General features: G+C 56.4%; 21 protein-coding genes and 1 pseudogene. 18 read left to right on the top strand and 4 right to left on the bottom strand.

Annotation, left to right across the window (positions count from 1 at the left end; genetic code table 11):
- Positions 1-28: 28 nt before the first annotated feature.
- Together ETC02_RS10265 and ETC02_RS10260 are read left to right on the top strand one after the other, a co-directional pair.
- The gene (locus tag ETC02_RS10265) at positions 29-709 is read left to right on the top strand and encodes a metal-dependent hydrolase (protein ID WP_015375596.1); all 681 of its coding nucleotides are present in this window, start codon (positions 29-31) and stop codon (positions 707-709) included.
- Positions 710-824: 115 nt separating this feature from the next.
- Entirely contained in the window at positions 825-2,132 is a 1,308-nt protein-coding gene (locus tag ETC02_RS10260) for a CBS domain-containing protein (protein ID WP_094239081.1), read from the top strand.
- Between the two features lie 71 nt (positions 2,133-2,203).
- On the opposite strand, the gene ETC02_RS10255 is transcribed toward ETC02_RS10260, so the two are convergent.
- Positions 2,204-2,512 (bottom strand): YtpI family protein, encoded by a 309-nt coding sequence (locus tag ETC02_RS10255; RefSeq protein WP_033014458.1) that lies wholly within the window; start codon positions 2,510-2,512, stop codon positions 2,204-2,206.
- A 100-nt stretch (positions 2,513-2,612) separates the two neighbouring features.
- Here ETC02_RS10255 and ETC02_RS10250 point away from each other — a divergent pair, with 100 nt between their 5' ends.
- Positions 2,613-3,560, top strand: a complete 948-nt coding sequence (locus ETC02_RS10250; protein WP_033008569.1) for a DHH family phosphoesterase — start codon at positions 2,613-2,615, stop codon at positions 3,558-3,560.
- Positions 3,561-3,691: 131 nt separating this feature from the next.
- On the opposite strand, the gene ytrI is transcribed toward ETC02_RS10250, so the two are convergent.
- Positions 3,692-4,195 (bottom strand): sporulation membrane protein YtrI, encoded by a 504-nt coding sequence (ytrI, locus tag ETC02_RS10245; protein ID WP_050367668.1) that lies wholly within the window; start codon positions 4,193-4,195, stop codon positions 3,692-3,694.
- The gene (gene ytrH, locus ETC02_RS10240) at positions 4,192-4,533 is read right to left on the bottom strand and encodes a sporulation membrane protein YtrH (protein WP_033008565.1); all 342 of its coding nucleotides are present in this window, start codon (positions 4,531-4,533) and stop codon (positions 4,192-4,194) included. The genes ytrI and ytrH overlap by 4 nt, the downstream gene beginning before the upstream one ends.
- A gap of 112 nt (positions 4,534-4,645) precedes the next feature.
- Between ytrH and dnaE the strand changes: the two genes are divergently transcribed.
- The 6 genes from dnaE to pyk all read left to right on the top strand — a co-directional run bounded on the left by dnaE (position 4,646) and on the right by pyk (position 13,525).
- The gene (dnaE, locus tag ETC02_RS10235; RefSeq protein WP_171698250.1) at positions 4,646-7,924 is read left to right on the top strand and encodes a DNA polymerase III subunit alpha; all 3,279 of its coding nucleotides are present in this window, start codon (positions 4,646-4,648) and stop codon (positions 7,922-7,924) included.
- Between the two features lie 150 nt (positions 7,925-8,074).
- A complete protein-coding gene (locus tag ETC02_RS10230) occupies positions 8,075-8,677 on the top strand; it encodes a FadR/GntR family transcriptional regulator (RefSeq protein ID WP_033014455.1) in 603 nt (200 codons plus the stop codon).
- A 75-nt stretch (positions 8,678-8,752) separates the two neighbouring features.
- Complete coding sequence (gene accD, locus ETC02_RS10225; protein WP_033014454.1) at positions 8,753-9,625, top strand: acetyl-CoA carboxylase, carboxyltransferase subunit beta; 873 nt, start codon at positions 8,753-8,755, stop codon at positions 9,623-9,625.
- The gene (gene accA, locus ETC02_RS10220; RefSeq protein WP_047818862.1) at positions 9,610-10,587 is read left to right on the top strand and encodes an acetyl-CoA carboxylase carboxyl transferase subunit alpha; all 978 of its coding nucleotides are present in this window, start codon (positions 9,610-9,612) and stop codon (positions 10,585-10,587) included. The genes accD and accA overlap by 16 nt, the downstream gene beginning before the upstream one ends.
- Before the next feature lie 187 nt (positions 10,588-10,774).
- Entirely contained in the window at positions 10,775-11,734 is a 960-nt protein-coding gene (gene pfkA / locus ETC02_RS10215; RefSeq protein ID WP_033014452.1) for a 6-phosphofructokinase, read from the top strand.
- 27 nt (positions 11,735-11,761) lie between these two features.
- Positions 11,762-13,525 (top strand): pyruvate kinase, encoded by a 1,764-nt coding sequence (gene pyk / locus ETC02_RS10210; protein WP_050367666.1) that lies wholly within the window; start codon positions 11,762-11,764, stop codon positions 13,523-13,525.
- A gap of 43 nt (positions 13,526-13,568) precedes the next feature.
- Here the strand turns inward: pyk and ytvI are convergent, their stop codons facing one another.
- Positions 13,569-14,687: a sporulation integral membrane protein YtvI gene (ytvI, locus tag ETC02_RS10205; RefSeq protein WP_044743526.1), complete on the bottom strand. Its 1,119-nt coding sequence runs from the start codon at positions 14,685-14,687 to the stop codon at positions 13,569-13,571.
- 93 nt (positions 14,688-14,780) lie between these two features.
- Here ytvI and ETC02_RS10200 point away from each other — a divergent pair, with 93 nt between their 5' ends.
- The 9 genes and pseudogenes from ETC02_RS10200 to mutM all read left to right on the top strand — a co-directional run bounded on the left by ETC02_RS10200 (position 14,781) and on the right by mutM (position 25,724).
- Complete coding sequence (locus tag ETC02_RS10200) at positions 14,781-15,236, top strand: DUF441 domain-containing protein (RefSeq protein ID WP_044743525.1); 456 nt, start codon at positions 14,781-14,783, stop codon at positions 15,234-15,236.
- 270 nt (positions 15,237-15,506) lie between these two features.
- Positions 15,507-16,625 (top strand): citrate synthase, encoded by a 1,119-nt coding sequence (gene citZ / locus ETC02_RS10195; RefSeq protein WP_050367665.1) that lies wholly within the window; start codon positions 15,507-15,509, stop codon positions 16,623-16,625.
- Between the two features lie 73 nt (positions 16,626-16,698).
- Complete coding sequence (gene icd / locus ETC02_RS10190) at positions 16,699-17,970, top strand: NADP-dependent isocitrate dehydrogenase (protein ID WP_049624514.1); 1,272 nt, start codon at positions 16,699-16,701, stop codon at positions 17,968-17,970.
- 24 nt (positions 17,971-17,994) lie between these two features.
- Positions 17,995-18,933, top strand: coding sequence for a malate dehydrogenase (gene mdh, locus ETC02_RS10185; RefSeq protein WP_033008547.1), 939 nt, complete (start codon positions 17,995-17,997; stop codon positions 18,931-18,933).
- 81 nt (positions 18,934-19,014) lie between these two features.
- Positions 19,015-19,481: pseudogene (locus tag ETC02_RS10180) on the top strand (MaoC family dehydratase).
- A gap of 169 nt (positions 19,482-19,650) precedes the next feature.
- Positions 19,651-20,358: a response regulator transcription factor gene (locus tag ETC02_RS10175; RefSeq protein ID WP_050367664.1), complete on the top strand. Its 708-nt coding sequence runs from the start codon at positions 19,651-19,653 to the stop codon at positions 20,356-20,358.
- Positions 20,351-22,102: a two-component system histidine kinase PnpS gene (gene pnpS / locus ETC02_RS10170; RefSeq protein WP_050367663.1), complete on the top strand. Its 1,752-nt coding sequence runs from the start codon at positions 20,351-20,353 to the stop codon at positions 22,100-22,102. Before ETC02_RS10175 ends, pnpS begins: the two co-directional genes overlap by 8 nt.
- 63 nt (positions 22,103-22,165) lie before the next feature.
- Complete coding sequence (polA, locus tag ETC02_RS10165) at positions 22,166-24,802, top strand: DNA polymerase I (protein WP_171698249.1); 2,637 nt, start codon at positions 22,166-22,168, stop codon at positions 24,800-24,802.
- 97 nt (positions 24,803-24,899) lie between these two features.
- Positions 24,900-25,724 (top strand): DNA-formamidopyrimidine glycosylase, encoded by an 825-nt coding sequence (mutM, locus tag ETC02_RS10160; RefSeq protein WP_050367661.1) that lies wholly within the window; start codon positions 24,900-24,902, stop codon positions 25,722-25,724.
- The last annotated feature ends 9 nt before the right edge of the window (positions 25,725-25,733 follow it).

The raw sequence follows: 25,733 nt of genomic DNA, 5'->3' as shown, positions 1-25,733 counted from the left end.
ATGTGTAGTGGAAAGGAGAGATGTGACGATGAAAATCAGCTACCATGGCCATTCGGTTGTCCGCATTGAGACGAACGGAAAAACGATTTTGATCGACCCGTTCATCACCGGCAATGCGACGACCGATTTGAACGCGGCGGATGTGAAAGCGGATGTCATTTTGCTCACGCACGGGCACGGGGATCATGTCGGCGATACGGTGGAGATCGCCAAGCGGAACAACGCCCTTGTCGTGGCCACATTTGAGCTGGCGACGTATTTAAGCTGGCAAGGCGTCGAGACGTTTGGCATGAACATCGGTGGGGCGCGCGAATTTGACTTTGGCACGGTCAAGTTGACGCAGGCGTTCCACAGCTCCGGGTTTGTGACCGAGGACAAGCAAATCATTTATTTAGGCATGCCGACCGGCATTTTGTTCACGGCCGAAGGGAAAACGATCTACCATGCCGGCGACACCGGGCTGTTTTCCGACATGAAGCTGATCGGCGAGCGCCATAACATCGATGTCGCCTTTTTGCCGATTGGGGACAGCTTCACGATGGGGCCGGAAGACGCGGCCGTTGCCGCCGAGTGGCTCGGAGCGAAACTCGTCGTGCCGATCCATTACAACACGTTCCCGCCGATTGTCCAAGACCCCGAACGGTTCGTCTCGCTTCTACCGTCGGGTGTCGGCCGTGCTCTGAAGCCAGGCGAAAGCATCGAGCTGTAACAGCGGCGCCCTTCCCACTTTGGGAAGGGCGCTTTCTGATGGCCGGCGCGATCGTTGAATCCCCGCTGCTGAGCCCTGTATAATGAAAGTAACAATGCGTAAAGGGTGAAGACCGTTGGCGACCAAACATGAACAAATTTTAGAATACATCCACCGGCTGCCGATCGGCGAGAAAATTTCCGTCCGGCAGATCGCCAAGGAAATGGGCGTGAGCGAAGGAACGGCGTACCGAGCGATCAAAGATGCGGAGAACAAAGGATACGTAAGCACGATCGAGCGCGTCGGCACGATTCGGATCGAGAAAAAGCGGAAGGAAAACATTGAGAAGCTCACGTACGCTGAAGTCGTCAACATTGTCGACGGACAAGTGCTCGGCGGGCGGGAAGGACTGCACAAGACGCTCAACCGCTTCGTCATTGGGGCGATGCAGCTGGAGGCAATGATGCGCTATACGGGTGCAGGGGATTTGCTTATCGTCGGCAACCGGACGAAGGCGCACGAACTGGCGCTTGAAGCCGGGGCGGCTGTGCTCATCACCGGCGGGTTTGACACGGCCGACCACGTGAAAAAGCTCGCCGATGAGCGGCAGCTGCCGATCATTTCGACGAGCTATGACACGTTTACGGTTGCGACGATGATCAACCGGGCGATTTATGACCAGCTGATCAAAAAGGAGATTGTGCTCGTTGAGGACATTGTCACCCCTGTCGAGAAAACAGCCTATTTATATACAGACGATCCCGTCGAGCGCTGGTATGCGCTAAATCGCGAGACGCGCCATACCCGGTTTCCGGTCGTCGACGACCAGTTGAAAGTGCAAGGTATTGTGACGGCAAAAGACGTGCTGGATGTCGACCGGCAGCTGCCGGTCGAAAAGGTGATGACGAAGCAGCCGATTACGGTGAACGGAAAAACATCGGTCGCATTTGCCTCGCACATCATGGTATGGGAAGGGATTGAACTGCTTCCGGTCGTTGATGACCATAACCGGCTGCAAGGGATCATCAGCCGCCAAGACGTGTTAAAAGCGCTGCAAATGGCGCAGCGCCAGCCGCAAGTCGGCGAGACGATCGATGACCTCGTCACCGCCCAGTTCCGCGAGTCAGGCGACAAAGAAACGCTGTTTCGCTGCACGATCACGCCGCAAATGACGAACTATTTAGGGACACTCTCGTACGGCGTGTTTACGACGATCGTCACCGAAGCGGCGGCGCGGATGCTGCGGGCGTACAAACGCGGCGATTTGGTGATGGAAAGCATTACGATTTATTTCATCAAGCCGGTGCAAATCGACACTACAGTCGACGTGCAGGCGAAGCTTTTAGAGCTCGGGCGCAAGTTCGGAAAAGTGGACGTCGAGGTGTACAATGAAGGCGCCATCGTCGGGAAGGCGATGATGATGTGCCAGCTGATCGACCGGTAATCGACAACGAAAAAAGGATGTCCGCCCTTTGTTGCTGGACATCCTTTCCCTTTCGCTGTGAACGGTTATGGTCAGCTTTGTTTCGCCGCTTTTTCCGCCTCTTCGATCGCCTGCGGCAGATAGCAGCGGTAGGCGCGGCAGCCGGCCCAGACGCTGCCGGCGCCTAGGGCGATAAAGATGGAGGAGATGATATAGGTGACAGTTGTCTGATACAAAAACAATTGGTTGACTCCGAACAAGGCGACAAACAGCCCGAGCGCCATGCTCGATTTCGCCGAGAGGAAGCGGCGCTCCATCGGGCGCTGCGAGCGAACGTAGCGGATTTTATAATAGACGTAAAACGAAAAGGAAAATATAATGAAAATAACCAATACGGGCATGCTGGCTCCCTCCGTAGTCCGTTTCTTTTTCCATTGTACATAGAAGCGCGGAAAAATGCCAGCGGTTGAAAATGACAAGCCATAAAAAGGGGACGAAGTGATGAAAGACGTTTGCCGGGACATTCTTGAAACGATTCGCCAATTTGATACGATCATCATCCATCGCCACGTGCGCCCGGACCCGGACGCGTACGGGTCGCAAGGCGGGCTGGCGGCGCTGCTTCGGGCGTCGTTTCCGGAAAAACAAGTGTATGCGGTGGGGACGGATGATCCATCGTTGTCATTTTTACGTCAAATGGATGTCATTGACGATGGCGCCTATGAACAGGCGCTCGTGATTGTCTGTGACACGGCGAACGAAGAGCGGATTTGTGACAGCCGCTACCGGCTCGGGCGGAAGCTGATCAAAATCGACCACCATCCGAACGATACGCCGTACGGCGACATCATGTGGGTTGACACCGACGCCAGCTCGACGAGCGAAATGATTTACGAACTGTATTTGGCCGGCAAAGACGACGGGCTGACGATGACCGCCGAGGCGGCGCGCCTGATTTACGCCGGCATTGTCGGCGACACGGGCCGTTTTTTGTTTCCGCGCACGAGCGAAAAAACGTTTCGCTATGCCGGAGAGCTCATTTCGTACGGCTTTTCGCTGACGGAATTGTATGACGGGCTGTACCGGACGAGCCTGCCGCTCGCCCGTTTGAGCGGTTATGTGCTGTCGAATTTCACGATCGATGAAGGAGTGGCGGCGGTGAAAATGCCGCGGGCGCTGCTTGAAGAATACGGCGTCACCCCGCTTGAAGCGTCGCAGCTTGTCGGGCTGCTCGGCAACATTGATGGCATCATCGCCTGGGTGTTTTTCGTTGAGGAGGAGAAGGAGATTCGCGTGCGTTTTCGTTCGAAAGGGCCGGTCATCAATGTCGTCGCCAAGCGGCATGGCGGCGGCGGCCATCCGCTGGCGGCCGGCGCGTCGATCGCTTCATGGGAAGAAGCCGACCGCATTGTTGAAGAGGTGAGAGCCGTTTGCCGGGCGGAACGGTAACAGAAGGGGGCGAGAAGGACGTCATGCGGCGCCGCCCCCTCTTTTGCCGCCTGATGCAGTGTCCGGCGCTCTTGTCGGCGTCGGGGTGTCGGTTTGTTTTGGCTTTTCTCGTTTGTCGGCTGCATGGCGTGTTAAGGGAGCGGCTTCAATTTCACTTCCACAGCCAAAAAGGTGAAAATGGTGAGCGTATGAATTTCCAGCCGGTACGCTTTTTCGTGGATCGTATACGTTTTGTTTTCAATTGCCCGCTTGATCAGCTCGCGGCTGTTGTACACCGTTTCAATATCTTTGGTGATTAAATGGGACAAATCTTCTTTCACACTGTCTTCGATGCGGAACGCTGTGTACGAATCAAGCTTGTATTGCTCGGCGTTGACAAGATGGACGGACACGTCCTGCACGGTCAGCTTTTTTTTCATTTCTTTGTTGTAATGGATATAGTCTTCTTGCCAAATGCGAATTTCATTTTGCAAGTCGGCGATCTGCTCGTTCAGCTCATTGACGTGCCGCACCTGCTTTTCCTGCAGGACGCCGAAAATGTACAAAAAGACAAACCAGCTGATGAGCGCCCCAATCGCTACGCCGGCGAAAAAACGCTGCCATGACGGATATTGGTAATACGGAGGAATTCTCATGGCGAAATGTGCTCCTGTGTCAGCCACGTAATGATCGCCACTCCTGTTTGCGCGCCGCCCATGGCGGACAAAATGAGCAAAAACTGCCGCACAATGTCTTTTGTTTCCCCGAGAAACAGCCCTCGCTCGACGACGTAAAACGTATCAAACGTTCCGCCGATGGCGGCGACGACCGCCCAAATGCGCAAGTCGCCGGCAAACCGGTACATGGCCGTCAGCGGCTGGCCGCCGCTCAAAAATGCGCCGAGCGCGCCGATGATGGCGCCTCCAAGCAACACGCCGACCGCGATAAAATAGCTTTGGATCAACGCCGGCAAAAACGCTGCTTTTTCGTCCATCGTTTCCCCGCCCTTTCTTTCTCTTTTACTATGTATATCAACGAATGGGACGGAGCATGCAGCCAATGGAAAAGTTTTCGTCCGCAGACGGATGAATAAGGGAGGGCTGTCTATGACGTTTGTGCACTTGCATGTGTCAAGCGGCTATAGTTTGTTTCAAAGCACGGCCACCGTGGAAGCGCTGGCGGCCAAGGCGAAACAGCTCGGCTGCCCCGCCTTGGCGTTGACCGACCGCAACGTGCTGTATGGCGCTCTGCCCTTTTACAAGGAGTGCCAGCGCCATGGCATCCGTCCGATCATCGGCGTGACGGCCGATATTGCTCTCAGCGGGGACGGCGCCTATCCGCTCGTGCTGTTGGCCGCCAATGAGGAAGGGTACCACCATGTAATCGAAATCAGCACGATGATCCAAATGGGAGAAGAAAAGCAGATCGATGAAGACGCCCTCCGCCGGTTGAGCGGTGGAATTGTCGCCATCACCCCGGGGGCTGAAGGGCGGGTCGAGTCGCTGCTGGCCGCCGGGGAATGGCAGCAGGCGAAAGCGGTGCTCGCCCGCTATCAACAGCTGTTCCCTGGCTGTTTGTATGTGGCTGTCCAGCGCGGCGAGCGGACGCGCGCACCGTACGAAGGAGCGTTGCGGCAGTTGGCGGAAGAAGCCGGGGTTCCGGTCGTGGCGACGAATGACGTCCGTTATGTTGAGCGCGGCGACGCCGCAGCGTGGCGCTGCCTGCAGGCGATCAGGCTCGGCGTGCCATTTGCTGACGTCCAAGAGGATGGCGGCCGTTATTTGGCGGCGCCGGATGAGATGGCGCGCCGGTTTGCTGACTTGCCAGAAGCGCTTGAGAACAGCGCGGCGATCGCTGATCGGTGCGAACTGCACATCCCGTTTGGCGGCTGGCGGCTGCCGAAATTTCCGGTGCCTGACGGCGAGACGGCGGACGGGTATTTACGCCGTCTGTGCGAACAAGGGCTCGCCCGCCGTGTGCCGGGCGCCGATGAGCGTTACTGGAAGCGTCTGCGGCATGAGCTTGATGTCATTCAGGCAATGCGCTTTAGCGATTATTTTTTGATTGTCGCCGATGTGATTGCCTACGCCCGCCAACGTGGCATTCTCATCGGACCGGGCCGCGGTTCGGCGGCCGGCTCGCTCGTCGCCTATGCTTTGGCTATTACCGATGTCGATCCGATCCAATACGGGCTGTTGTTTGAGCGGTTTTTGAATCCGGAGCGGGTGTCGGTGCCGGATATTGATCTTGATTTTCCCGATGACCGGCGCGAAGAAATGATTCGCTATGCGGCGGACAAATACGGGCGCGACCGCGTCGCGCAAATCATTACGTTTGGGACGTTCGGCGCCAAGTCGGCGCTGCGCGAGACGGCGAAAGCGCTCGGCATTCCCGGGCGCGAGGCGGAGCGGGTTGTGTCGCTTTTGCCGGATAAACAAGGGGTGACGATCCGCCAATGGCGCAGCGAGTCGACCGCGTTCCGCCGCGCCGCCGAAACGGTGCCGGACGGCAATCAGTGGCTGGATATCGCACAAACGCTCGAAGGGCTGCCGCGCCATACATCGATTCACGCGGCTGGCGTCATCATCAGCCCTGAGCCGCTTGTGCGCCAAGTCCCGTTGCAGCCAAGCCATGGCGAATGGCCGCTCACGCAATACGCCATGGGGTCGCTCGAGGCGCTCGGCCTTCTCAAAATGGATTTTCTCGGCTTGCGCACGTTGACGCTGCTCGGGCAAATGGTGCGTCTCATCGAACGGCAGACAGGAAAGCCGTTTGATGTGCGTCGCGTTCCGCTTGACGACGAAAAAACGTATGCGCTCCTGAGCGCCGGAGAGACAAACGGCATTTTTCAGCTTGAATCAAGCGGAATGAAGCGTGTGCTTGCGGAATTGCGGCCGTCGGAGCTGGAAGACTTGGTCGCTGTCAACGCCTTGTACCGGCCGGGGCCGATGGACATGATTCCTGCTTATATCCGGCGCAAGCGCGGAGACGAGGCGATTTCGTATATCCATCCTGACCTTGAGCCGATTTTGGCGCCGACTTACGGAGTGCTGATCTACCAAGAGCAAATTATGCAAATCGCCGCCCGCATGGCTGGGTTTTCGCTCGGACAAGCGGACGTGCTCCGGCGGGCGGTGGCGAAAAAAGAGAAGGCGCGTCTCGCTGAACAGCGGGAGGCGTTTGTCGCCGGCTGCACGGCGAACGGCTATCCAAAGGAAGTTGCCGAGGAATTGTACCGGCATATCGTCCGCTTCGCCGATTACGGCTTCAACCGGAGCCACGCGGTCAGCTATGCGCTGTTGTCGTATGCGATGGCCTACATTAAAGCTCACTATCCGCTTTGTTTTTACGCGGCCATGCTCTCGGGCGCTTCCGGCGACCGGGAAAAAACGGCTCTTTACGCTAGCGAAGCAGCGCAAAAAGGGATTCCGCTGCTGCCGCCATCCGTCAACCGGAGCGGCTATCGGTTTGCGATCGAAGGCAAGGCGATCCGCACCGGGCTGGCGGCGGTGAAACATGTCGGCACAGCGGCGAGGCTCATCATCGAAGAGCGTCGGGAGCGCGGACTGTTTGCCGATTTTTTCGATTTCGCCATCCGCCTGTTGCCGAAAGGATTGCCGCGCCCGGCGCTTGAGGCGCTCGTTTTGGCCGGCGCGTTTGATGAAATGGACAGGGAGCGGGCTTCGATTTTAGCGAGCATTGACGTGGCGGTCGAACACGTGCAATTGGTCGGGCCGTACTTGGACACAGGCGGATTGTCGCTGAAGCCGAAATACATGGATGCCCCCCCGCTGCCGCCGGATGAGCGGCGGAAACGGGAAAAAGAGTTGCTCGGGTTTGCCGTCACCCCGCATCCGGCCGCGGTCTGCCGCCCGCTGTTTCAAGCGGCCCGGGCGGTGCCGATTGCCGAAATGCACGGTTCGGCGGCCGTGGTCGGCGGCTATGTGGCCAAACAGCGGAAAACGAGAACGAAACGGGGGGAGGAAATGGCGTTTGTGACAATTAGCGATGAAAGCGGGGAAGTGGAGGCGGTCGCCTTTCCGTCCATTTATGCCCGCGCCTCCGATGAGCTGGCGGAAGGAAACTTTGTGTTGCTTTTTGGAACGGTCGACCGGCGCGCAGGCAGGCGACAGCTCATCATCCGCCGCGCCGGCCTCCTGCCCGTGTCGGCGCTATACATTAACGCGAGCCGGGCCGATGAGGCCAAATTGTCCAAGCTGAAACAGCTGCTTGAGCAGCAGCGCGGCGCTACGCCGGTCTATTTGTATGACGAAGCGAAGCGGACGCTTCTCCGTCTTCCGGAGCAGTACGCCGTCGCGCTCACAGCGCCGCTTGTCGATGGGCTGCTCGCCTTATTCGGCTTCGGGCGCATTGCTGTGAAATAACTTCCCCTTTACTATTTCGCTATTTTATTATATCGTTATAACCATTAGGTGGTCAGACCAGTGCATCTGGCTGCGGTTGAACGGCATGCCGCCCACGCATGGAGTATGGCATGAACCGAAAAGGAGGGGTCTCCGTTCAACGATGAAAAAGTGTACGCCGAGACGTTGAAGCATATCCATCGTCTCGTTGTCGAGGATGGCCTTGTCCCGGGCGACAAGCTGCCGTCAGAACGCGAGCTGGCCGAGCGGCTCGGCGTCGGCCGCTCGTCGGTGCGCGAGGCGCTGCGGGCGCTTGAGTTTCTCGGCCTGATTGAGACGCGGCGCGGCGAAGGGACCTACTTGTGCGAGGTCGGCGGACATCAGCTGATTGAGTTGCTGGCGATGTTTTTGCTTGAAAATGAACGGGCGAAAGCGGATTTGGCGGAAACGAAATGGCTGATCGAACGGCTGCTGCTCGAGCTCGCTTGCCTCCGCTGCAGTGAAGATGCGCTGGAGAGGCTGGAAAAAACCGTTCGCCAAAAACCGACTGATTTCACGCCGTTTTTTCAGGCGGTTGCTGAGGCGGCTGACAACTACTTGCTCATCCGCATTTGGCGGGCGCTGTCTGGGTTTGCCTCCGCCTGTGCGCCCGACCGGCCGCTTGCCGACTCGTTTTATGACCAGCTGTTAGCAGCATTGAAAAAACGCGATCCGGCTGAAGCTGCTGCTGTCTGGGAGAGGCACCGGCCTTCGCCGTTGTCGAAACAGAACTGACACCGTTTGACAAACAACCGCTTGCATTTTCGATAAAGTAGTAGAGAGGCGAAAACGCAAAGGAGGAGCTCCCTCGTGTGGAAAGATTTATTTGCCAAAAAGAAGAAGTATGCGTCGCTTTCTTCCGAGCAAGTGAGGCATGAGGTGCCGGAAGGCGTGATGACGAAATGCCCGCAATGCAAAAAAATTATGTATACAAAAGAGTTGGTGAAAAATTTGCGCGTTTGCCTAAGCTGCGGCTACCATCATCCGATGCCGGCGCGCGAACGGATCGAGAGCGTGCTGGATGACGGCAGCTTTCGCGAATATGATGCCGATATGATTTCTGTCAACCCGATCGGGTTTCCGGGCTACATAGAAAAACTCGAGGAAGACCGGCGCAAGTCGGGATTGAACGAGGCGGTCGTGACCGGCGAAGGGACGCTTGACGGCCATCCGCTCGTCATTGCGGTCATGGATTCCTCGTTTCGCATGGGCAGCATGGGCTCTGTTGTCGGCGAAAAAATCACCCGTGCAGTCGAACAAGCGCACGATAAAGGTGTGCCGTTTCTCATTTTTACCGCTTCCGGCGGCGCCCGCATGCAAGAAGGAGTGCTAAGCCTAATGCAAATGGCGAAAACGAGCGCCGCGCTCAAACGATTCAGCAACGACGGCGGCTTGTTCATCTCCGTCATGACCCACCCGACAACAGGCGGCGTGTCAGCGAGTTTCGCCTCGCTTGGCGATTACAACTTCGCCGAACCAGGTGCGCTCATCGGCTTTGCCGGCCGCCGCGTCATCGAACAGACGGTGCGCGAAGAGCTGCCGGAAGACTTCCAGACGGCGGAGTTTTTATTAAAGCACGGTCAGTTGGATGCCGTCATTCACCGCCATGAGCTGAAAGAGACGCTGGCGACTGTGCTTCGCATTCACACGGGAGGAGGGGAATCAGGATGGTGGCGGAACTAGAATTCGAAAAGCCGCTTGTTGAGCTGCGCCGCAAAATTCAAGAGCTGAGAGAGTTTATGAAAACGGCCGATGTCGATTTGTCGGCGGAAATCGAGAAACTGGAGGCGCGGCTCGCCAAGCTGGAAAACGACGTGTATGCCAATTTGACGCCGTGGGATCGCGTGCAAATCGCCCGCCATCCGCAGCGGCCGACGACGCTTGATTATATTGAGCGGCTGTTTACGAACTTTCTCGAATGCCATGGAGACCGTTGTTTTGGCGACGACGAAGCGATCGTTGGGGGCATTGCCGAATACGACGGGCTGCCGGTGACAGTCATTGGCCACCAGCGCGGCAAAGATACGAAAGAAAATTTGCGCCGCAACTTCGGCATGCCACACCCGGAAGGCTACCGGAAGGCGCTGCGGCTCATGAAGCAGGCAGAAAAGTTTTCGCGGCCGATCATCTGCTTTATCGACACGAAAGGCGCCTATCCGGGCAAATCGGCCGAAGAGCGCGGGCAAAGCGAAGCGATCGCCCGCAACTTGTTTGAAATGGCAGGGCTCACCGTGCCGGTCGTCTGCATCGTCATCGGCGAAGGCGGAAGCGGCGGGGCGCTCGCCCTTGGCGTCGGCAATCATATTCATATGCTTGAAAATTCCACGTACTCGGTCATTTCGCCGGAAGGGGCGGCTGCCATTTTATGGAAGGATGCGTCATTGGCGCAACGGGCGGCGGAAACGATGAAAATTACCGCCCATGACTTAAAAGCGCTCGGCGTCATTGACGAAATCATTCCGGAAGTGAAAGGCGGCGCCCACCGCAACGCTGACGAGCAGGCAAAGGAAATGGACCGCGTGCTGCGCCGGTCGTTGAAAGAGTTGTTGGCGCTTGACGGCGAGGCGCTCGTCCGGCAGCGCTATGAAAAATTTAAACAAATCGGCCAAGTGTCGTTTTTGCAGGAAACGATTCGGGCAAGATAAGGAAAAAGCTGTCTCGACTTTCGGGGCAGCTTTGTTCTGTCCATGAAAAAATTTTGTTCATGTAAACCGTTTCAACAAGGCGTCGCTGTTGTGTTCCGCTCATGTTCATGGTACATTAAGGTTGTTCAAGAGCGACAGATGTATGAGGTCGGACGTGTTGAACTTGATACATAATGAGGTGAAATGAGTGAAACGCATTGGTGTGTTGACAAGCGGCGGCGACTCGCCGGGAATGAATGCGGCCATTCGCTCGGTTGTCCGCAAAGCGATTTACCACGGTGTGGAAGTGTACGGCGTTTATCACGGGTATGCCGGACTGATCGCCGGCAACATTAAAAAGCTGGAAGTCGGCGATGTCGGGGATATTATCCACCGTGGCGGCACGATACTCTATACGGCCCGCTGTCCGGAATTTAAGACGGAAGAAGGTCAGAAAAAAGGGATCGAGCAGCTGAAAAAGCACGGCATTGAAGGGCTGGTCGTCATCGGCGGCGACGGTTCGTACCAAGGGGCGAAAAAACTGACCGAGCACGGCTTTCCGTGCGTCGGCGTGCCGGGGACGATTGACAACGACATTCCGGGCACTGATTTTACGATCGGGTTTGACACGGCGCTCAATACGGTCATTGACGCCATCGACAAAATCCGCGACACGGCGACGTCGCACGAGCGGACGTACGTCATCGAAGTGATGGGCCGCCATGCCGGCGACATCGCCTTATGGTCGGGGCTGGCCGGCGGGGCGGAAACGATTTTAATTCCGGAAGCCGATTATGATATGAACGACGTCATCGCCCGCTTAAAGCGCGGCCATGAGCGCGGCAAAAAACATAGTATCATCATCGTGGCGGAAGGGGTTGGAAGCGGCGTCGACTTCGGCCGGCAAATCCAGGAAGCGACCGGCTTTGAGACGCGTGTGACGGTGCTTGGCCACGTGCAGCGCGGCGGGTCGCCCACGGCGTTTGACCGCGTGCTCGCGAGCCGCCTCGGCGCCCGGGCGGTCGAGCTGTTGCTCGAAGGAAAAGGCGGGCGCTGCGTCGGCATCCAAAACAACCAGCTCGTCGACCATGACATCGCGGAGGCGCTGGCCAACAAACATACGATCGATCAGCGGATGTACGCATTGTCGAAAGAATTGTCCATTTAAGTCCCGAGGGGAAAGGAAGAAGACAAGATGAAGCGGAAAACGAAAATCGTCTGCACGATCGGGCCGGCAAGCGAGAGCGTGGACAAGCTCGTGCAGCTGATGGAAGCGGGAATGAACGTGGCGCGCCTAAACTTTTCGCACGGCGATCATGAAGAGCACGGGCGGCGCATCGCCAACATTCGCGAAGCGGCGAAGCGAACGGGCCGAACGGTCGCCGTTTTGCTTGACACGAAAGGGCCGGAAATCCGGACGCACAATATGGAAAACGGCGCCATTGAGCTGAAGGAAGGGGCAAAGCTCGTCATTTCGATGAGCGAAGTGCTCGGCACGCCGGAAAAAATTTCGGTCACCTATCCCGGCTTAATCGATGATGTGTCCGTCGGCGCGAAAATTTTGCTTGATGACGGGCTCATCGGCCTGGAAGTCAACGCGATCGACAAGCAAGCGGGAGAAATCGTCACGACCGTGTTAAACGGCGGCGTGCTGAAAAACAAAAAAGGAGTCAATGTGCCGGGTGTCAAAGTCAACTTGCCGGGCATCACCGAGAAAGATCGGGCTGACATTTTGTTTGGCATTCGCCAAGGGATCGATTTCATCGCCGCCTCGTTTGTGCGCCGGGCGTCCGATGTGCTGGAGATCCGCGAGCTGCTTGAGGCGCATGACGCCCTCCATATCCAAATTATCGCCAAAATTGAAAATGAAGAAGGCGTCGCTAACATTGACGAAATTTTAGAAGCCGCCGACGGCCTGATGGTGGCGCGCGGCGATTTGGGCGTGGAAATTCCGGCTGAGGAAGTGCCGCTCATTCAAAAACTGCTCATTAAAAAGTGCAACATGCTCGGCAAGCCGGTCATTACGGCGACGCAAATGCTCGATTCGATGCAGCGCAATCCGCGTCCGACGCGGGCGGAGGCGAGCGACGTCGCCAACGCCATTTTTGACGGCACCGACGCCGTCATGCTTTCCGGGGAAACGGCGGCCGGCCAGTATCCGGTCGAAGCGGTGAAAACGATGCACCAAATCGCGCTCCGCACCGAACAGGCGCTTGAGCACCGCGACATTTTGTCCCAACGCACAAAAGAAAGCCAAACGACGATCACCGACGCCATCGGGCAGTCGGTCGCCCACACCGCGCTCAACTTGGATGTGGCGGCGATCGTGACGCCGACCGTGAGCGGAAAAACGCCGCAAATGGTGGCGAAGTATCGCCCGAAAGCGCCGATTATTGCCGTGACGTCAAATGAAGTGGTATCGCGCCGGCTGGCGCTTGTGTGGGGCGTGTATACGAAAGAAGCGCCGCATGTGAACACGACGGACGAAATGCTCGATGTCGCCGTCGATGCGGCGGTGCGCTCCGGGTTGGTGAAGCACGGCGACTTGGTCGTCATCACGGCTGGCGTGCCGGTCGGCGAAACGGGTTCGACGAACTTAATGAAGGTGCACGTTATCAGCGATCTTCTCGCCAAAGGGCAAGGCATCGGCCGCAAGTCGGCGTTCGGCAAGGCCGTTGTAGCGAAAACAGCGGAAGAAGCGCGGCAAAAAATGGTCGACGGCGGTATTTTAGTCACTGTCAGCACCGATGCCGACATGATGCCGGCGATCGAAAAAGCGGCAGCCATCATTACTGAAGTGGGCGGGTTGACCAGCCATGCGGCGGTCGTCGGTTTGAGCCTTGGGATTCCAGTGATTGTCGGAGTGGAAAACGCAACAACCTTGTTTAAAGATGGGCAGGAGATTACGGTGGACGGCGGGTTCGGGGCCGTCTATCGCGGCCATGCCAGCGTGTTGTAACGCGGACTGAAACAGCCTTGGCCAGTGGAGCCAAGGCTGTTTTTTACAAAGTCGGCCTGCCGACGATAAAGCGCCAAATGTCGCGGAAGACGTTGGCGCTGTGGAGCGTGCGGATGATGACGAGCGCGACCGGACCGGCGATGAGGCCGAGGAAGCCGAGCAGCTTGAAGCCGACAAACAAGGCGATGAGCGTCGCGAGCGGGTCGAGCCCGATCGAGGAGGAGAGCACTTTCGGCTCCATAATTTGCCGTTGGACGAGAACGACGATATACAAAACGCCGAGCCCGATCGCAAACGGGATGTCGCCGCTGATGGCGGCGTAAATGATCCAAGGCACGAAGACGATGCCGGTCCCGAGGTAGGGCAAAATATCGACAAAGCCGATGATCAACGCGATCGTAATCGCGTAATCGACGCGCAAAATGAGCAAGCCGATCAACACGATGACCGTCGTAATCGAAATGAGCGTCGCTTGCGCTTTAATAAAGCCAAACAACGCCCGCTTCAAATCCAAAAACACCGTTTTCCCGCTCGTGCGGGCTTTCGCCGGCAGCCAACGCTGCGCCATCCGCATTAAGCGGTGCCAGTCTTTGCTGATGAAAAAGGTCGCCAACAGTGAAAAAATAAATACGGTCGCCGCGTTTGGCAGCCAGGCGATGAGCTGGGGAATGTTTTGCAGCACGCGCTGAATGAATTCGCCGACCGTCGTCGCGATTTGCGTTCCGACCGCCTGAATGTTTTGCATGATCGTATCTTGTTGATCGGCGTTCAAGCTTTTAAACAAGACGGCCAAGTCTTGGTAAAGCGGGATAAGCTGATTGGCGGCAAACGATTCGATGTACGCGACGAGCGCCTGGAATTTTTCCGGCACCACATTGGCCAAATATTGCGTTCCCGAAACGATCTCAGCGATCAACAGCGTCACCAGCCCGGCGACAGCGGCGAACAAGACGATGAGCGTGGCGCTGACCGCGAGCCAGCGCGGCATTTTCACCTTTCGTTCCAACAAGTCGACGACCGGGTTGATGAGAAAGGCGATGAAAAAGGCAATGATAAACGGGTACGTCAATGTTGCGGCATAGTAGGCGGCGGCAGCGCCGAACGCAACGATCGCGATGACGATGAGAAAACGCAAAAAACGGTCAACATATATTCGGGACAATGTTTCACCCCCACTCGTTTTCCATACTGATATATTACATGTTTCTTTACGAAGAAGCAAAAAGACAAGCTTCAGAGGAAAGGGCGAACAATCATGAACGAACCCGTCTTGTTTTTGCTCGGGCTGCTTTTGGTCGGCCTATTGGCGAAAAACAAATCATTTATTGCCGCGATTGTCGTGCTGCTTGCCATTAAACTCGCCGGCCTCGATCAGCGGCTGCTCCCGTTGATCCATGCCAAAGGCCTCAACTGGGGCATTACGCTCATTACGATCGCCGTGCTGGCGCCCATTGCCTCCGGGGAGATCGGCCTTAAGCAGCTTGCCGGCTCGCTGCAATCGTTGGCGGCCTGGGTGGCGCTTTTATCCGGCATTCTTGTTGCGTTGATCGCGAAAGGGGGCGTGACGCTTTTGGCGAATGACCCACATATCACCGCGGCGCTTGTGTTTGGCACGGTCATTGCGGTGTCGCTGTTTCACGGGGTGGCGGTCGGTCCGTTGATCGGCGCGGGGATTGCCTATATGGTCATAAAAATGGTAGAATATTTTTGAACTGGGGCGGGGAACGTTATTCTTATGTAATGTCTTTTGCCAGGACGATACATTTCCGTTCACAAAAGTCTGATAATTGTTTATAATAGTAGGCGTAAGCTAGTTTTTGGGTCAAACGGCGCCCCCCGCCACAGCGCGGCGGCATCCGCGCGGTGATGTAAGCACTTTCGATAGCGTGCGCTTGTTTTTTGCGCCTGTTTCGAGCAAGCGCTCACCGGCCGTAAAGCGGCAAGCAGGAACGAGGAACTATAAAGAAAAGGGGAGATTGACATGACGGTAACCCGCGGTTTGGAAGGAGTTGTAGCGACAACCTCTAGCATCAGCTCAATCATCGACGATACATTGACGTATGTCGGCTATGACATCGACGATTTGGCTGAAAACGCTTCCTTTGAAGAAGTCATTTATTTGCTTTGGCACCGCGAGCTGCCCACGAAAGAACAGCTCGAGGAGCTGAAACAGCAATTGGCGGAAAATGCCGACATCCCGCGCGAGATCATCGAACACTTCAAGCTCTATCCGATTGAGAACGTGCATCCGATGGCCGCGCTGCGTACTGCCGTCTCGCTTCTTGGCCTGTACGACGAAGAAGCGGACGTGATGACGAAAGAAGCGAACTACCGGAAAGCGATCCGCCTGCAGGCGAAAATTCCGACGATTGTCACTGCCTTCGCCCGCGTGCGCAAAGGGTTGGAACCGGTTGCGCCGCGCAAAGATTTGAGCTTTGCCGCCAATTTCTTGTATATGCTGACCGGCAAAGAACCAGACGACATCGCCACGGAAGCGTTCAACAAGGCGCTCGTGCTGCACGCCGACCATGAGTTGAACGCGTCGACGTTTACGGCGCGCGTCTGCGTAGCCACGCTGTCCGATATTTATTCCGGCATCACGGCGGCGATCGGCGCGTTGAAAGGACCGCTTCACGGCGGGGCGAACGAAGCGGTGATGAAAATGTTGATGGAAATCGGCACGGTCGACAACGTCGAGCCGTACATCCGCACGAAGCTCGCCAACAAAGAAAAAATTATGGGCTTCGGCCATCGCGTCTATCGGAAAGGCGACCCGCGCGCCAAGCACTTGAAGAAAATGTCGGAAAAACTGACGAAGCTCGTCGGCGAACCGCACTGGTACGAAATGTCGACGAAAATCGAGGAAATTGTCACGTCGGAAAAAGCGTTGCCGCCGAACGTTGACTTTTATTCCGCTTCGGTTTACCATTGTTTAGGAATCGATCATGATTTGTTTACGCCGATTTTTGCCGTGAGCCGGACATCGGGATGGTTAGCCCATATTTTGGAACAATATGACAACAACCGTCTCATCCGTCCGCGCGCCGAGTACACCGGCCCGGGCAAGCGGGCGTACGTGCCGATCGACGAGCGCGGCTGAAATAAGTGGACAAGGCGGTGAAGGCGAGCCTTCACGCCTTTTCAATAAAAAACTGGCATTGGGGGTTTTACTCGTGACGCAAGGGGAAAAAATTACTGTCACCAATGGTGTGCTCAATGTTCCAAACAATCCGATCATTCCGTTCATTGAAGGGGACGGAACCGGACCGGACATTTGGGCGGCCGCTTCGCGCGTGCTGGAAGCAGCGGTGGAAAAAGCGTACAAGGGCGAGAAAAAAATCGTTTGGAAGGAAGTGCTCGCCGGCGAAAAAGCGTACAAGCTGACGGGCAGCTGGCTTCCGGATGAAACGCTTGAGACGATCCGCGAATACATAATCGCCATTAAAGGGCCGTTGACGACGCCGGTCGGCGGCGGCATCCGTTCGCTCAACGTCGCGCTCCGCCAAGAGCTCGACCTGTTTGTCTGCCTGCGTCCGGTCCGCTACTTTCCTGGCGTTCCGTCGCCGGTCAAACGTCCGGAAGACACCGATATGGTCATTTTCCGCGAGAACACGGAAGACATTTACGCCGGCATTGAATACGCCAAAGGAACGCCGGAAGTGAAAAAAGTGATCGACTTCTTGCAAAACGAAATGGGCGTGCGCAAAATCCGTTTCCCGGAAACGTCCGGCATCGGCATTAAGCCGATTTCCGAACAAGGGACGAAACGGCTTGTGCGCGCGGCGATCAACTATGCGATCGAACACGGCCGCAAGTCGGTGACGCTCGTCCATAAAGGGAACATTATGAAGTTCACGGAAGGCGCGTTTAAAAACTGGGGCTATGAGCTTGCCGAACAAGAATTCGGCGATAAAGTGTTCACGTGGGCGCAATACGATCGGATCGTCGAAGCCGAGGGCAAAGAGGCGGCGAACAAAGCGATGGCGGAAGCGGAAGCAGCCGGCAAAATCATCGTCAAAGACGTTATCGCCGACATCTTCCTGCAGCAAATTTTGACGCGTCCGCGCGAATTTGACGTCATTGCGACGATGAACTTAAACGGCGACTACATTTCCGATGCGCTCGCAGCCCAAGTCGGCGGCATCGGCATCGCGCCGGGGGCGAACATCAACTATGAAACCGGCCACGCCATTTTCGAGGCGACGCACGGCACGGCGCCGAAATACGCCGGTCTTGACAAAGTCAATCCGTCGTCCGTCATTTTGTCCGGCGTCATGATGTTTGAGCATCTCGGCTGGAACGAAGCGGCGAAGCTCATCATCCAGGCGATGGAAAAAACGATTGCCGCCAAAATCGTCACGTACGACTTTGCCCGCCTGATGGAAGGGGCAACCGAAGTGAAATGTTCGGAATTTGCCGATGCGCTCATCCGCAATATGGACTAATTTAATGAAAGGGATGGCAAAACGATGGCGATGAAACGGAAGAAGATCTCGGTGATCGGCGCCGGATTCACGGGGGCGACGACAGCGTTCCTGCTGGCGCAAAAAGAGCTTGGCGACATCGTATTGGTCGATATTCCGCAGTTGGAAAATCCGACGAAAGGGAAGGCGCTTGACATGCTCGAGTCGAGCCCGGTGCTCGGCTTTGACGCCAACATTATCGGTACGTCGGATTATGCCGACACGGCCGATTCCGACATCGTCGTCATTACGGCCGGCATCGCCCGCAAACCGGGGATGAGCCGCGACGACTTGGTGACGACGAACCAAAAAATTATGAAACAAGTGACGAAAGAAGTCGTCAAATACTCACCAAACTGCTACATCATCGTCCTGACGAACCCGGTCGATGCGATGACGTACACGGTCTTCAAAGAGTCCGGCTTTCCGAAAAACCGCGTCATCGGTCAGTCGGGGGTGTTGGACACGGCGCGCTTCCGCACGTTCGTCGCCCAAGAGCTGAACATTTCGGTGAAAGATGTCACCGGCTTCGTGCTGGGCGGCCATGGCGATGACATGGTGCCGCTCGTCCGCTACTCGTACGCCGGCGGCATTCCGCTCGAGAAGCTCATTCCGAAAGACCGTTTGGACGCCATCGTTGAGCGGACGCGCAAAGGCGGCGGCGAGATCGTCAACTTGCTCGGCAACGGCAGCGCCTACTACGCGCCGGCCGCCTCGCTCGTCGAAATGGTCGAAGCGATTTTGAAAGACCAGCGCCGCATTTTGCCGGCGATCGCCTACCTTGAGGGCGAGTACGGCTATGAAGGGATTTACCTGGGAGTGCCGACGATCTTGGGCGGCAACGGCATCGAGAAAGTGATCGAGCTCGAGCTGACCGAAGATGAAAAAGCGGCGCTGGCCAAATCGGTCGAATCGGTCAAAAACGTCATGCGCGTGTTGGAATAACGAAAAGGCGAAAATTCGGGCGTTGTCCCGAATTTTTGCCCGTGATGACTGAAAGCGCTTTCTAGACAAAGGGGTGGGAACGTGTTGAAAAAACGGAAATCCGGGAGAACGATCAGGGAGATTCAGGTTGGAGAAAAACTTGTCTTTCAGGCGTCCATTGAGGACAAAGACTTGCTTCTTTACCTTGGACTGACCGATGATGCCAACCCGCTTTACATCCAACATGACTACGCTTCGCAGACGCCGCTCGGCCGGCCGGTTGTGCGCCGATTATGCTGACGGGGATGATTACGTCGGCGGTCTCCAAATATTTGCCCGGTCCGGGAAGCTACATCACCCGGCAGGACATCCGCTTTCTCCGCCCGGTTTACCATTATGAGACGCTCGAATTTTTGCTCGAAGTGACCGGGGTGGATGAGGAAGGCCATTGCGTCACCTTGGCCGTGACCGCGACGCGCGGGACGGAGACGGTGCTGGATGGAACGTTGTCCGTCTGTCCGCCGCACGCCTTGCCGCGCTTTGATGGCCGGGTTTTAGAAAATTTTTGACCGGAATCGTGTTTCGCCGGCGGCCAAAAGCCGGCGACAACGTGCGAGAGACTGTTCCTTGCGGGGCTGCTTGCCCGCCGGGGGAGCAGTCTCTTTATTTTTTTCCGTGACAAATCGCGAGTTATGGTATCATAAGGGCAGAAACTATCGGATGAAACGGAGGAGCGGTATGGAAAAAAAAATTTTAGTCGTTGATGACGAACAGCCGATCGTGACATTGTTGGCGTACAACTTGGAGAAAGCCGGCTTTCAAGCTGTGGCTGCCTATGACGGCGAAGAAGCGCTCGCCAAAGTGGCGTCCGAACAGCCGGCGCTCATCATTTTGGACTTGATGCTGCCGAAGCTTGACGGTGTCGAAGTGTGCAAGCGGCTCCGTCAGCAGCAAATCATGACGCCGATTTTAATGCTGACGGCCCGCGATGACGAGTTTGACAAAGTGCTTGGCCTCGAGCTTGGCGCCGACGATTATATGACCAAGCCGTTCAGCCCGCGGGAAGTCGTTGCGCGGGTGAAGGCGATCTTGCGCCGTACGGAGATTGCACAGCCGGCGGCGGAGGAGGGCGAGCGGCTTGCCGTCGGCCGGCTCGAGATTTTTCCAGAGCGATATGAGGCGGCGATCAGCGGCAAGCCGCTCGAGCTGACGCCGAAAGAATTTGAGCTGCTCCTGTATTTGGCGCGGCATAAAGGACGGGTGCTGACGCGCGACCAGCTGCTCAGCGCGGTATGGAACTATGATTTTGCCGGCGATACGCGCATTGTCGATGTCCATATCAGCCATTTGCGCGAGAAAATCGAAGAGGACACGAAAAAACCGGCATACATCAAAACGGTGCGCGGCCTCGGCTACAAACTGGAGGAGCCCAAGCGGCATGGATAGCTTGCGCAACCGGCTGTTGTTTTGGCTCATCACGCTCATCGTCACGGTTTTGATCGCCCTCGGTTTGCTGCTTGGACAACTGCTCAAACAGTTTTACGCCGAGACGATGAACAAGCGGATGGAAAAAGAGGCGAAAGCGCTCGCCATTTTGCTTGAAAACGAGCCGCTTGAGCAAATTCGCATCGACTTGCACGACATGGGGAACGAGCTGTCATCGCGCATCACGGTGCTTGACCGAAATGAACAAGTGCGCTTTGACAGTGGGCGCATCGCGGCGATCAGCGATGAAGACCATGAACGCATCATCCGCACCATTTTGCGCAAACAGCAGTTTCCGCGCTTTTCGGTTATTGAAAAAGCGAATGATGTATACTATTACATCGCTCCATACGGACGCGGCTCGGAGCGGGACGGCTATGTCGTGTTAAGCACGCCGACGAGCTCGCTGAAAAAAGTGAACCAGCAAATTTGGGGCGTGCTCACGAGCAGCCTCGGCATGGCGCTTGTTGTCATGATCGCCCTTGTCTTTAAAATCGCCAACCAATATATGCGGCCGATTGAAGCAGCGACGAAGGCGGCATTTGAACTCGAAAAAGGCAACTATGCCGCCCGTGTGCCTGATGGCGAATATAAAGAAGCCGGCATGCTCGTCCGCTCGATCAACCGCCTCGCCCGCAACTTGCAGGAGATGAGCCGGGCGCGGGAAATCCAAACCGACCGGCTTCATACGCTCATTGAAAACGTCGGCAGCGCGTTGTTGTTTATTGACCATCGCGGGCATGTTCATTTGCTCAACCGCACGTTCCAAACCTATTTTCATCTTGAGCCATCCGCCTGCTTGTACCGTCCATATGCCGATGTGCTGCCATACCGCGACGTTGTCCGGCTTATTGACGACATTTTTATTACAGAAACGCCTATCCGCCGGCAAATGCGATTGACGGTCGGCATTGAGCGGAAGCATTTCGATGTGTACGGCGCCCCGATTATCGGCACGAACGCCGAATGGAAAGGGATCGTCGTCGTGTTCCACGACATTACCGAGCTCAAGCGGCTCGAGCAAATCCGCAAAGACTTTGTCGCCAACGTGTCGCACGAGTTGAAAACGCCGGTGACGTCGATCCGCGGATTCGCTGAGACGCTGCTTGACGGGGCGATGAAAGACGAAGCGGCGCTTGAGCATTTTTTGACCATCATTTTAAAGGAAAGCGAGCGTCTGCAGACGCTCGTTGAGGAGCTGCTTGATCTGTCAAAAATTGAGCAGCAAGGGTTTCGGTTGAACATGGAGGACGTCGACGTCGCCCAAGTGATGGTGGAGGCGGTGGCCGTGTTTCGCAAGCAGGCAGCGGAAAAAGGAATCGACTTGCGCGCCGAGGCGCCGCCCGGTTTGACGATCCGCGGCGACAGGAACCGGCTGAAGCAAATTTTGCTCAATTTGCTCGCCAATGCGTTGGCGTACACGCCGGAACGGGGGAACGTCGCCGTTTGGGCGGAAGAAACAGATGGAGAAGTGCTCATCCATGTGAAAGATACCGGCATCGGCATTGAAGAACACGAAATCCCGCGCATTTTCGAACGCTTTTACCGCGTCGACAAGGCGCGCAGCCGCAACTCAGGCGGGACGGGGCTGGGCCTTTCGATCGTCAAGCACTTGGTCGAGGCGCATCGCGGCTACATTACGGTGGCGAGCGAAGTCGGGCGCGGCACCGAGTTTACGATTCATTTCCCGAAGCCGGAGCGGTAGCCGGCTTCTTTTTATGGCCGCCCGCCGGCGTGGTACAATAGAACAAGGAATGTCCGAGGAGGGATGATGTTGAAAAACAAGCTCGTCTTAATTGACGGCAACAGCGTGGCGTACCGCGCCTTTTTCGCGTTGCCGCTTTTGCATAACGATAAAGGGATTCATACGAACGCAGTCTACGGGTTTACGATGATGTTAAACAAAATTTTGGCGGAAGAGCAGCCGACCCACATTCTCGTGGCGTTTGACGCCGGGAAAACGACGTTCCGCCATGAAACGTTCCAAGACTATAAAGGCGGGCGGCAGCAGACGCCGCCGGAACTGTCGGAACAGTTTCCGCTGCTGCGCGAATTGCTCAAGGCGTACCGCATCCCCGCCTATGAGCTCGACCATTACGAAGCGGACGATATTATCGGAACGATGGCGGCGCGGGCTGAGCGAGAAGGGTTTGCAGTGAAAGTCATTTCCGGCGACCGCGATTTAACCCAGCTTGCTTCCCCGCAAGTGACGGTGGAGATTACGAAAAAAGGGATTACCGACATCGAGTCGTACACGCCGGAGACGGTCGCGGAAAAATACGGCCTCACCCCGGAGCAAATTGTCGACTTGAAAGGATTGATGGGCGACAAATCCGACAACATCCCTGGCGTGCCCGGCATCGGGGAAAAAACAGCCGTCAAGCTGCTCAAGCAATTCGGCACGGTCGAAAACGTACTGGCATCGATCGATGAGATCAAAGGGGAGAAGCTGAAAGAAAATTTGCGCCAATACCGGGATTTGGCGCTTTTAAGCAAACAGCTGGCCGCTATTTGCCGCGACGCCCCGGTTGAGCTGACGCTCGATGACATTGTCTACAAAGGAGAAGACCGGGAAAAAGTGGTCGCCTTGTTTCAGGAGCTCGGATTCCAGTCGTTTCTCGACAAGATGGCCGTCCAAACGGATGAAGGCGAAAAGCCGCTCGCCGGGATGGATTTTGCGATCGCCGACAGCGTCACGGACGAAATGCTCGCCGACAAAGCGGCCCTCGTCGTGGAGGTGGTGGGCGACAACTATCACCATGCCCCGATTGTCGGGATCGCCTTGGCCAACGAACGCGGGCGGTTTTTCCTGCGCCCGGAGACGGCGCTCGCCGATCCGAAATTTCTCGCTTGGCTTGGCGATGAGACGAAGAAAAAAACGATGTTTGATTCAAAGCGGGCGGCCGTCGCGTTAAAATGGAAAGGAATCGAACTGCGCGGCGTCGTGTTCGATCTGTTGCTGGCCGCTTACTTGCTCGATCCGGCGCAGGCGGCGGGCGACGTTGCCGCGGTGGCGAAAATGCATCAGTACGAGGCGGTGCGATCGGATGAGGCGGTCTATGGAAAAGGAGCGAAGCGGACGGTTCCTGATGAACCGACGCTTGCCGAGCATCTCGCCCGCAAGGCGGCGGCCATTTGGGCGCTTGAAGAGCCGTTGATGGACGAACTGCGCCGCAACGAACAAGATCGGCTGCTGACCGAGCTCGAACAGCCGCTGGCTGGCATTTTGGCCAATATGGAATTTACTGGAGTGAAAGTGGACACGAAGCGGCTTGAACAGATGGGGGCGGAGCTCACCGAGCAGCTGCAGGCGGTCGAGCGGCGCATTTACGAACTCGCCGGCCAAGAGTTCAACATTAACTCGCCGAAACAGCTCGGGACGGTTTTATTTGACAAGCTGCAGCTCCCGGTGTTGAAAAAGACAAAAACCGACTATTCGACTTCAGCCGATGTGCTTGAGAAGCTTGCACCGCACCATGAAATCGTCGAACATATTTTGCATTACCGCCAACTCGGCAAGCTGCAGTCAACGTATATTGAAGGGCTGCTGAAAGTGGTGCACCCCGTGACGGGCAAAGTGCACACGATGTTCAATCAGGCGTTGACGCAAACCGGGCGCCTCAGCTCCGTCGAACCGAATTTGCAAAACATTCCGATTCGGCTTGAGGAAGGGCGGAAAATCCGCCAGGCGTTCGTGCCGTCGGAGCCGGACTGGCTCATCTTTGCGGCCGACTATTCGCAAATCGAGCTGCGCGTCCTCGCCCATATCGCGGAAGATGACAATTTGATTGAAGCGTTCCGGCGCGGGTTGGACATCCATACGAAAACAGCCATGGACATTTTCCATGTGAGCGAAGAAGACGTGACAGCCAACATGCGCCGCCAAGCGAAGGCCGTCAATTTTGGCATCGTGTACGGCATTAGTGATTACGGTCTGGCGCAAAACTTGAACATTACGCGCAAAGAAGCGGCTGAATTTATTGAGCGATATTTTGCCAGTTTTCCAGGTGTAAAGCAATATATGGACAACATTGTGCAAGAAGCGAAACAAAAAGGGTATGTGACGACGCTGCTGCATCGGCGCCGCTATTTGCCCGATATTACAAGCCGCAACTTCAACGTCCGCAGCTTCGCCGAGCGGACGGCGATGAACACACCGATCCAAGGGAGTGCCGCTGATATTATTAAAAAAGCGATGATCGATCTAAGCGTGAGGCTGCGCGAAGAACGGCTGCAGGCGCGCCTGTTGCTGCAAGTGCATGACGAACTCATTTTGGAGGCGCCGAAAGAGGAAATCGAGCGGCTGTGCCGCCTCGTTCCAGAGGTGATGGAGCAAGCCGTCGCACTCCGCGTGCCGCTGAAAGTCGATTACCATTACGGTCCGACGTGGTACGACGCCAAATAAAAGCGGTCTGCCCGCCAGCTGCTCGGTTTTTCACGGGGCCGCGCAATGAGCTGTTGCTTTAAAACAGGTGCACGAACAGGAAAAGGAGGGAGGCGCCATGCCGGAACTGCCGGAAGTGGAAACGATCCGCCGCACGCTGTTGCCGCTTGTCGCTGGCAAAACGATTGAAGAGGTGCGGGTGTTTTGGCCGAATATCATTCGTCATCCGCAAGACCCGGCGGCGTTTGCTGCCAGGCTGGCCGGGCAGACGGTGTGCGGCATCGATCGGCGCGGGAAATTTTTGAAATTTTTGCTTGACCGGGATATACTCATCTCCCATTTGCGCATGGAGGGGCGCTACGCGGTCGCCCAGTCCGATGAGCCGCTTGAACCGCATACGCACATTGTGTTTCGTTTTACAGACGGCAGTGAGCTTCGTTATCGCGATGTACGCAAATTCGGAACCATGCACGTGTACGCGAAAGAGGAAGCAGACTGCCGGCCGCCGCTCGCTCAATTAGGGCCGGAACCGCTGTCCCCAGCGTTTTCTCCGGCGGTGTTGGCCGCAAAAGCGGCGAAAACAAAGCGGACGGTGAAAACGTTGTTGCTTGATCAAACGGTCGTGGCCGGGTTTGGCAACATTTATGTCGACGAAGCGCTGTTTCGCGCCGGCATTCTCCCTGGACGGCCGGCTGCTTCGCTGACGGATGAAGAACTTGCACGGTTGCACGAAGAAATGGTGGCGACGATCGGCGAGGCGGTCATGAAAGGGGGAAGCACGGTGCGCACGTATGTGAATACGCAAGGAGAAGCCGGAATGTTCCAGCATCACCTGTTCGTATACGGCCGCAAAGGGGAGCCGTGCAAACGGTGCGGCACCCCGATTGAGAAAATGGTTGTCGCCGGCCGCGGCACGCATTATTGCCCGCGTTGCCAACGCTAGGCAGCAGAC

The organism is Geobacillus sp. DSP4a (assembly GCF_013096875.1).
Classification (GTDB): Bacteria; Bacillota; Bacilli; order Bacillales; family Anoxybacillaceae; genus Geobacillus; species Geobacillus thermophilus.
The sequence above is the reverse complement of the archived record's forward strand: the minus strand, read 5'-3'. Positions and strand labels throughout refer to the sequence as shown.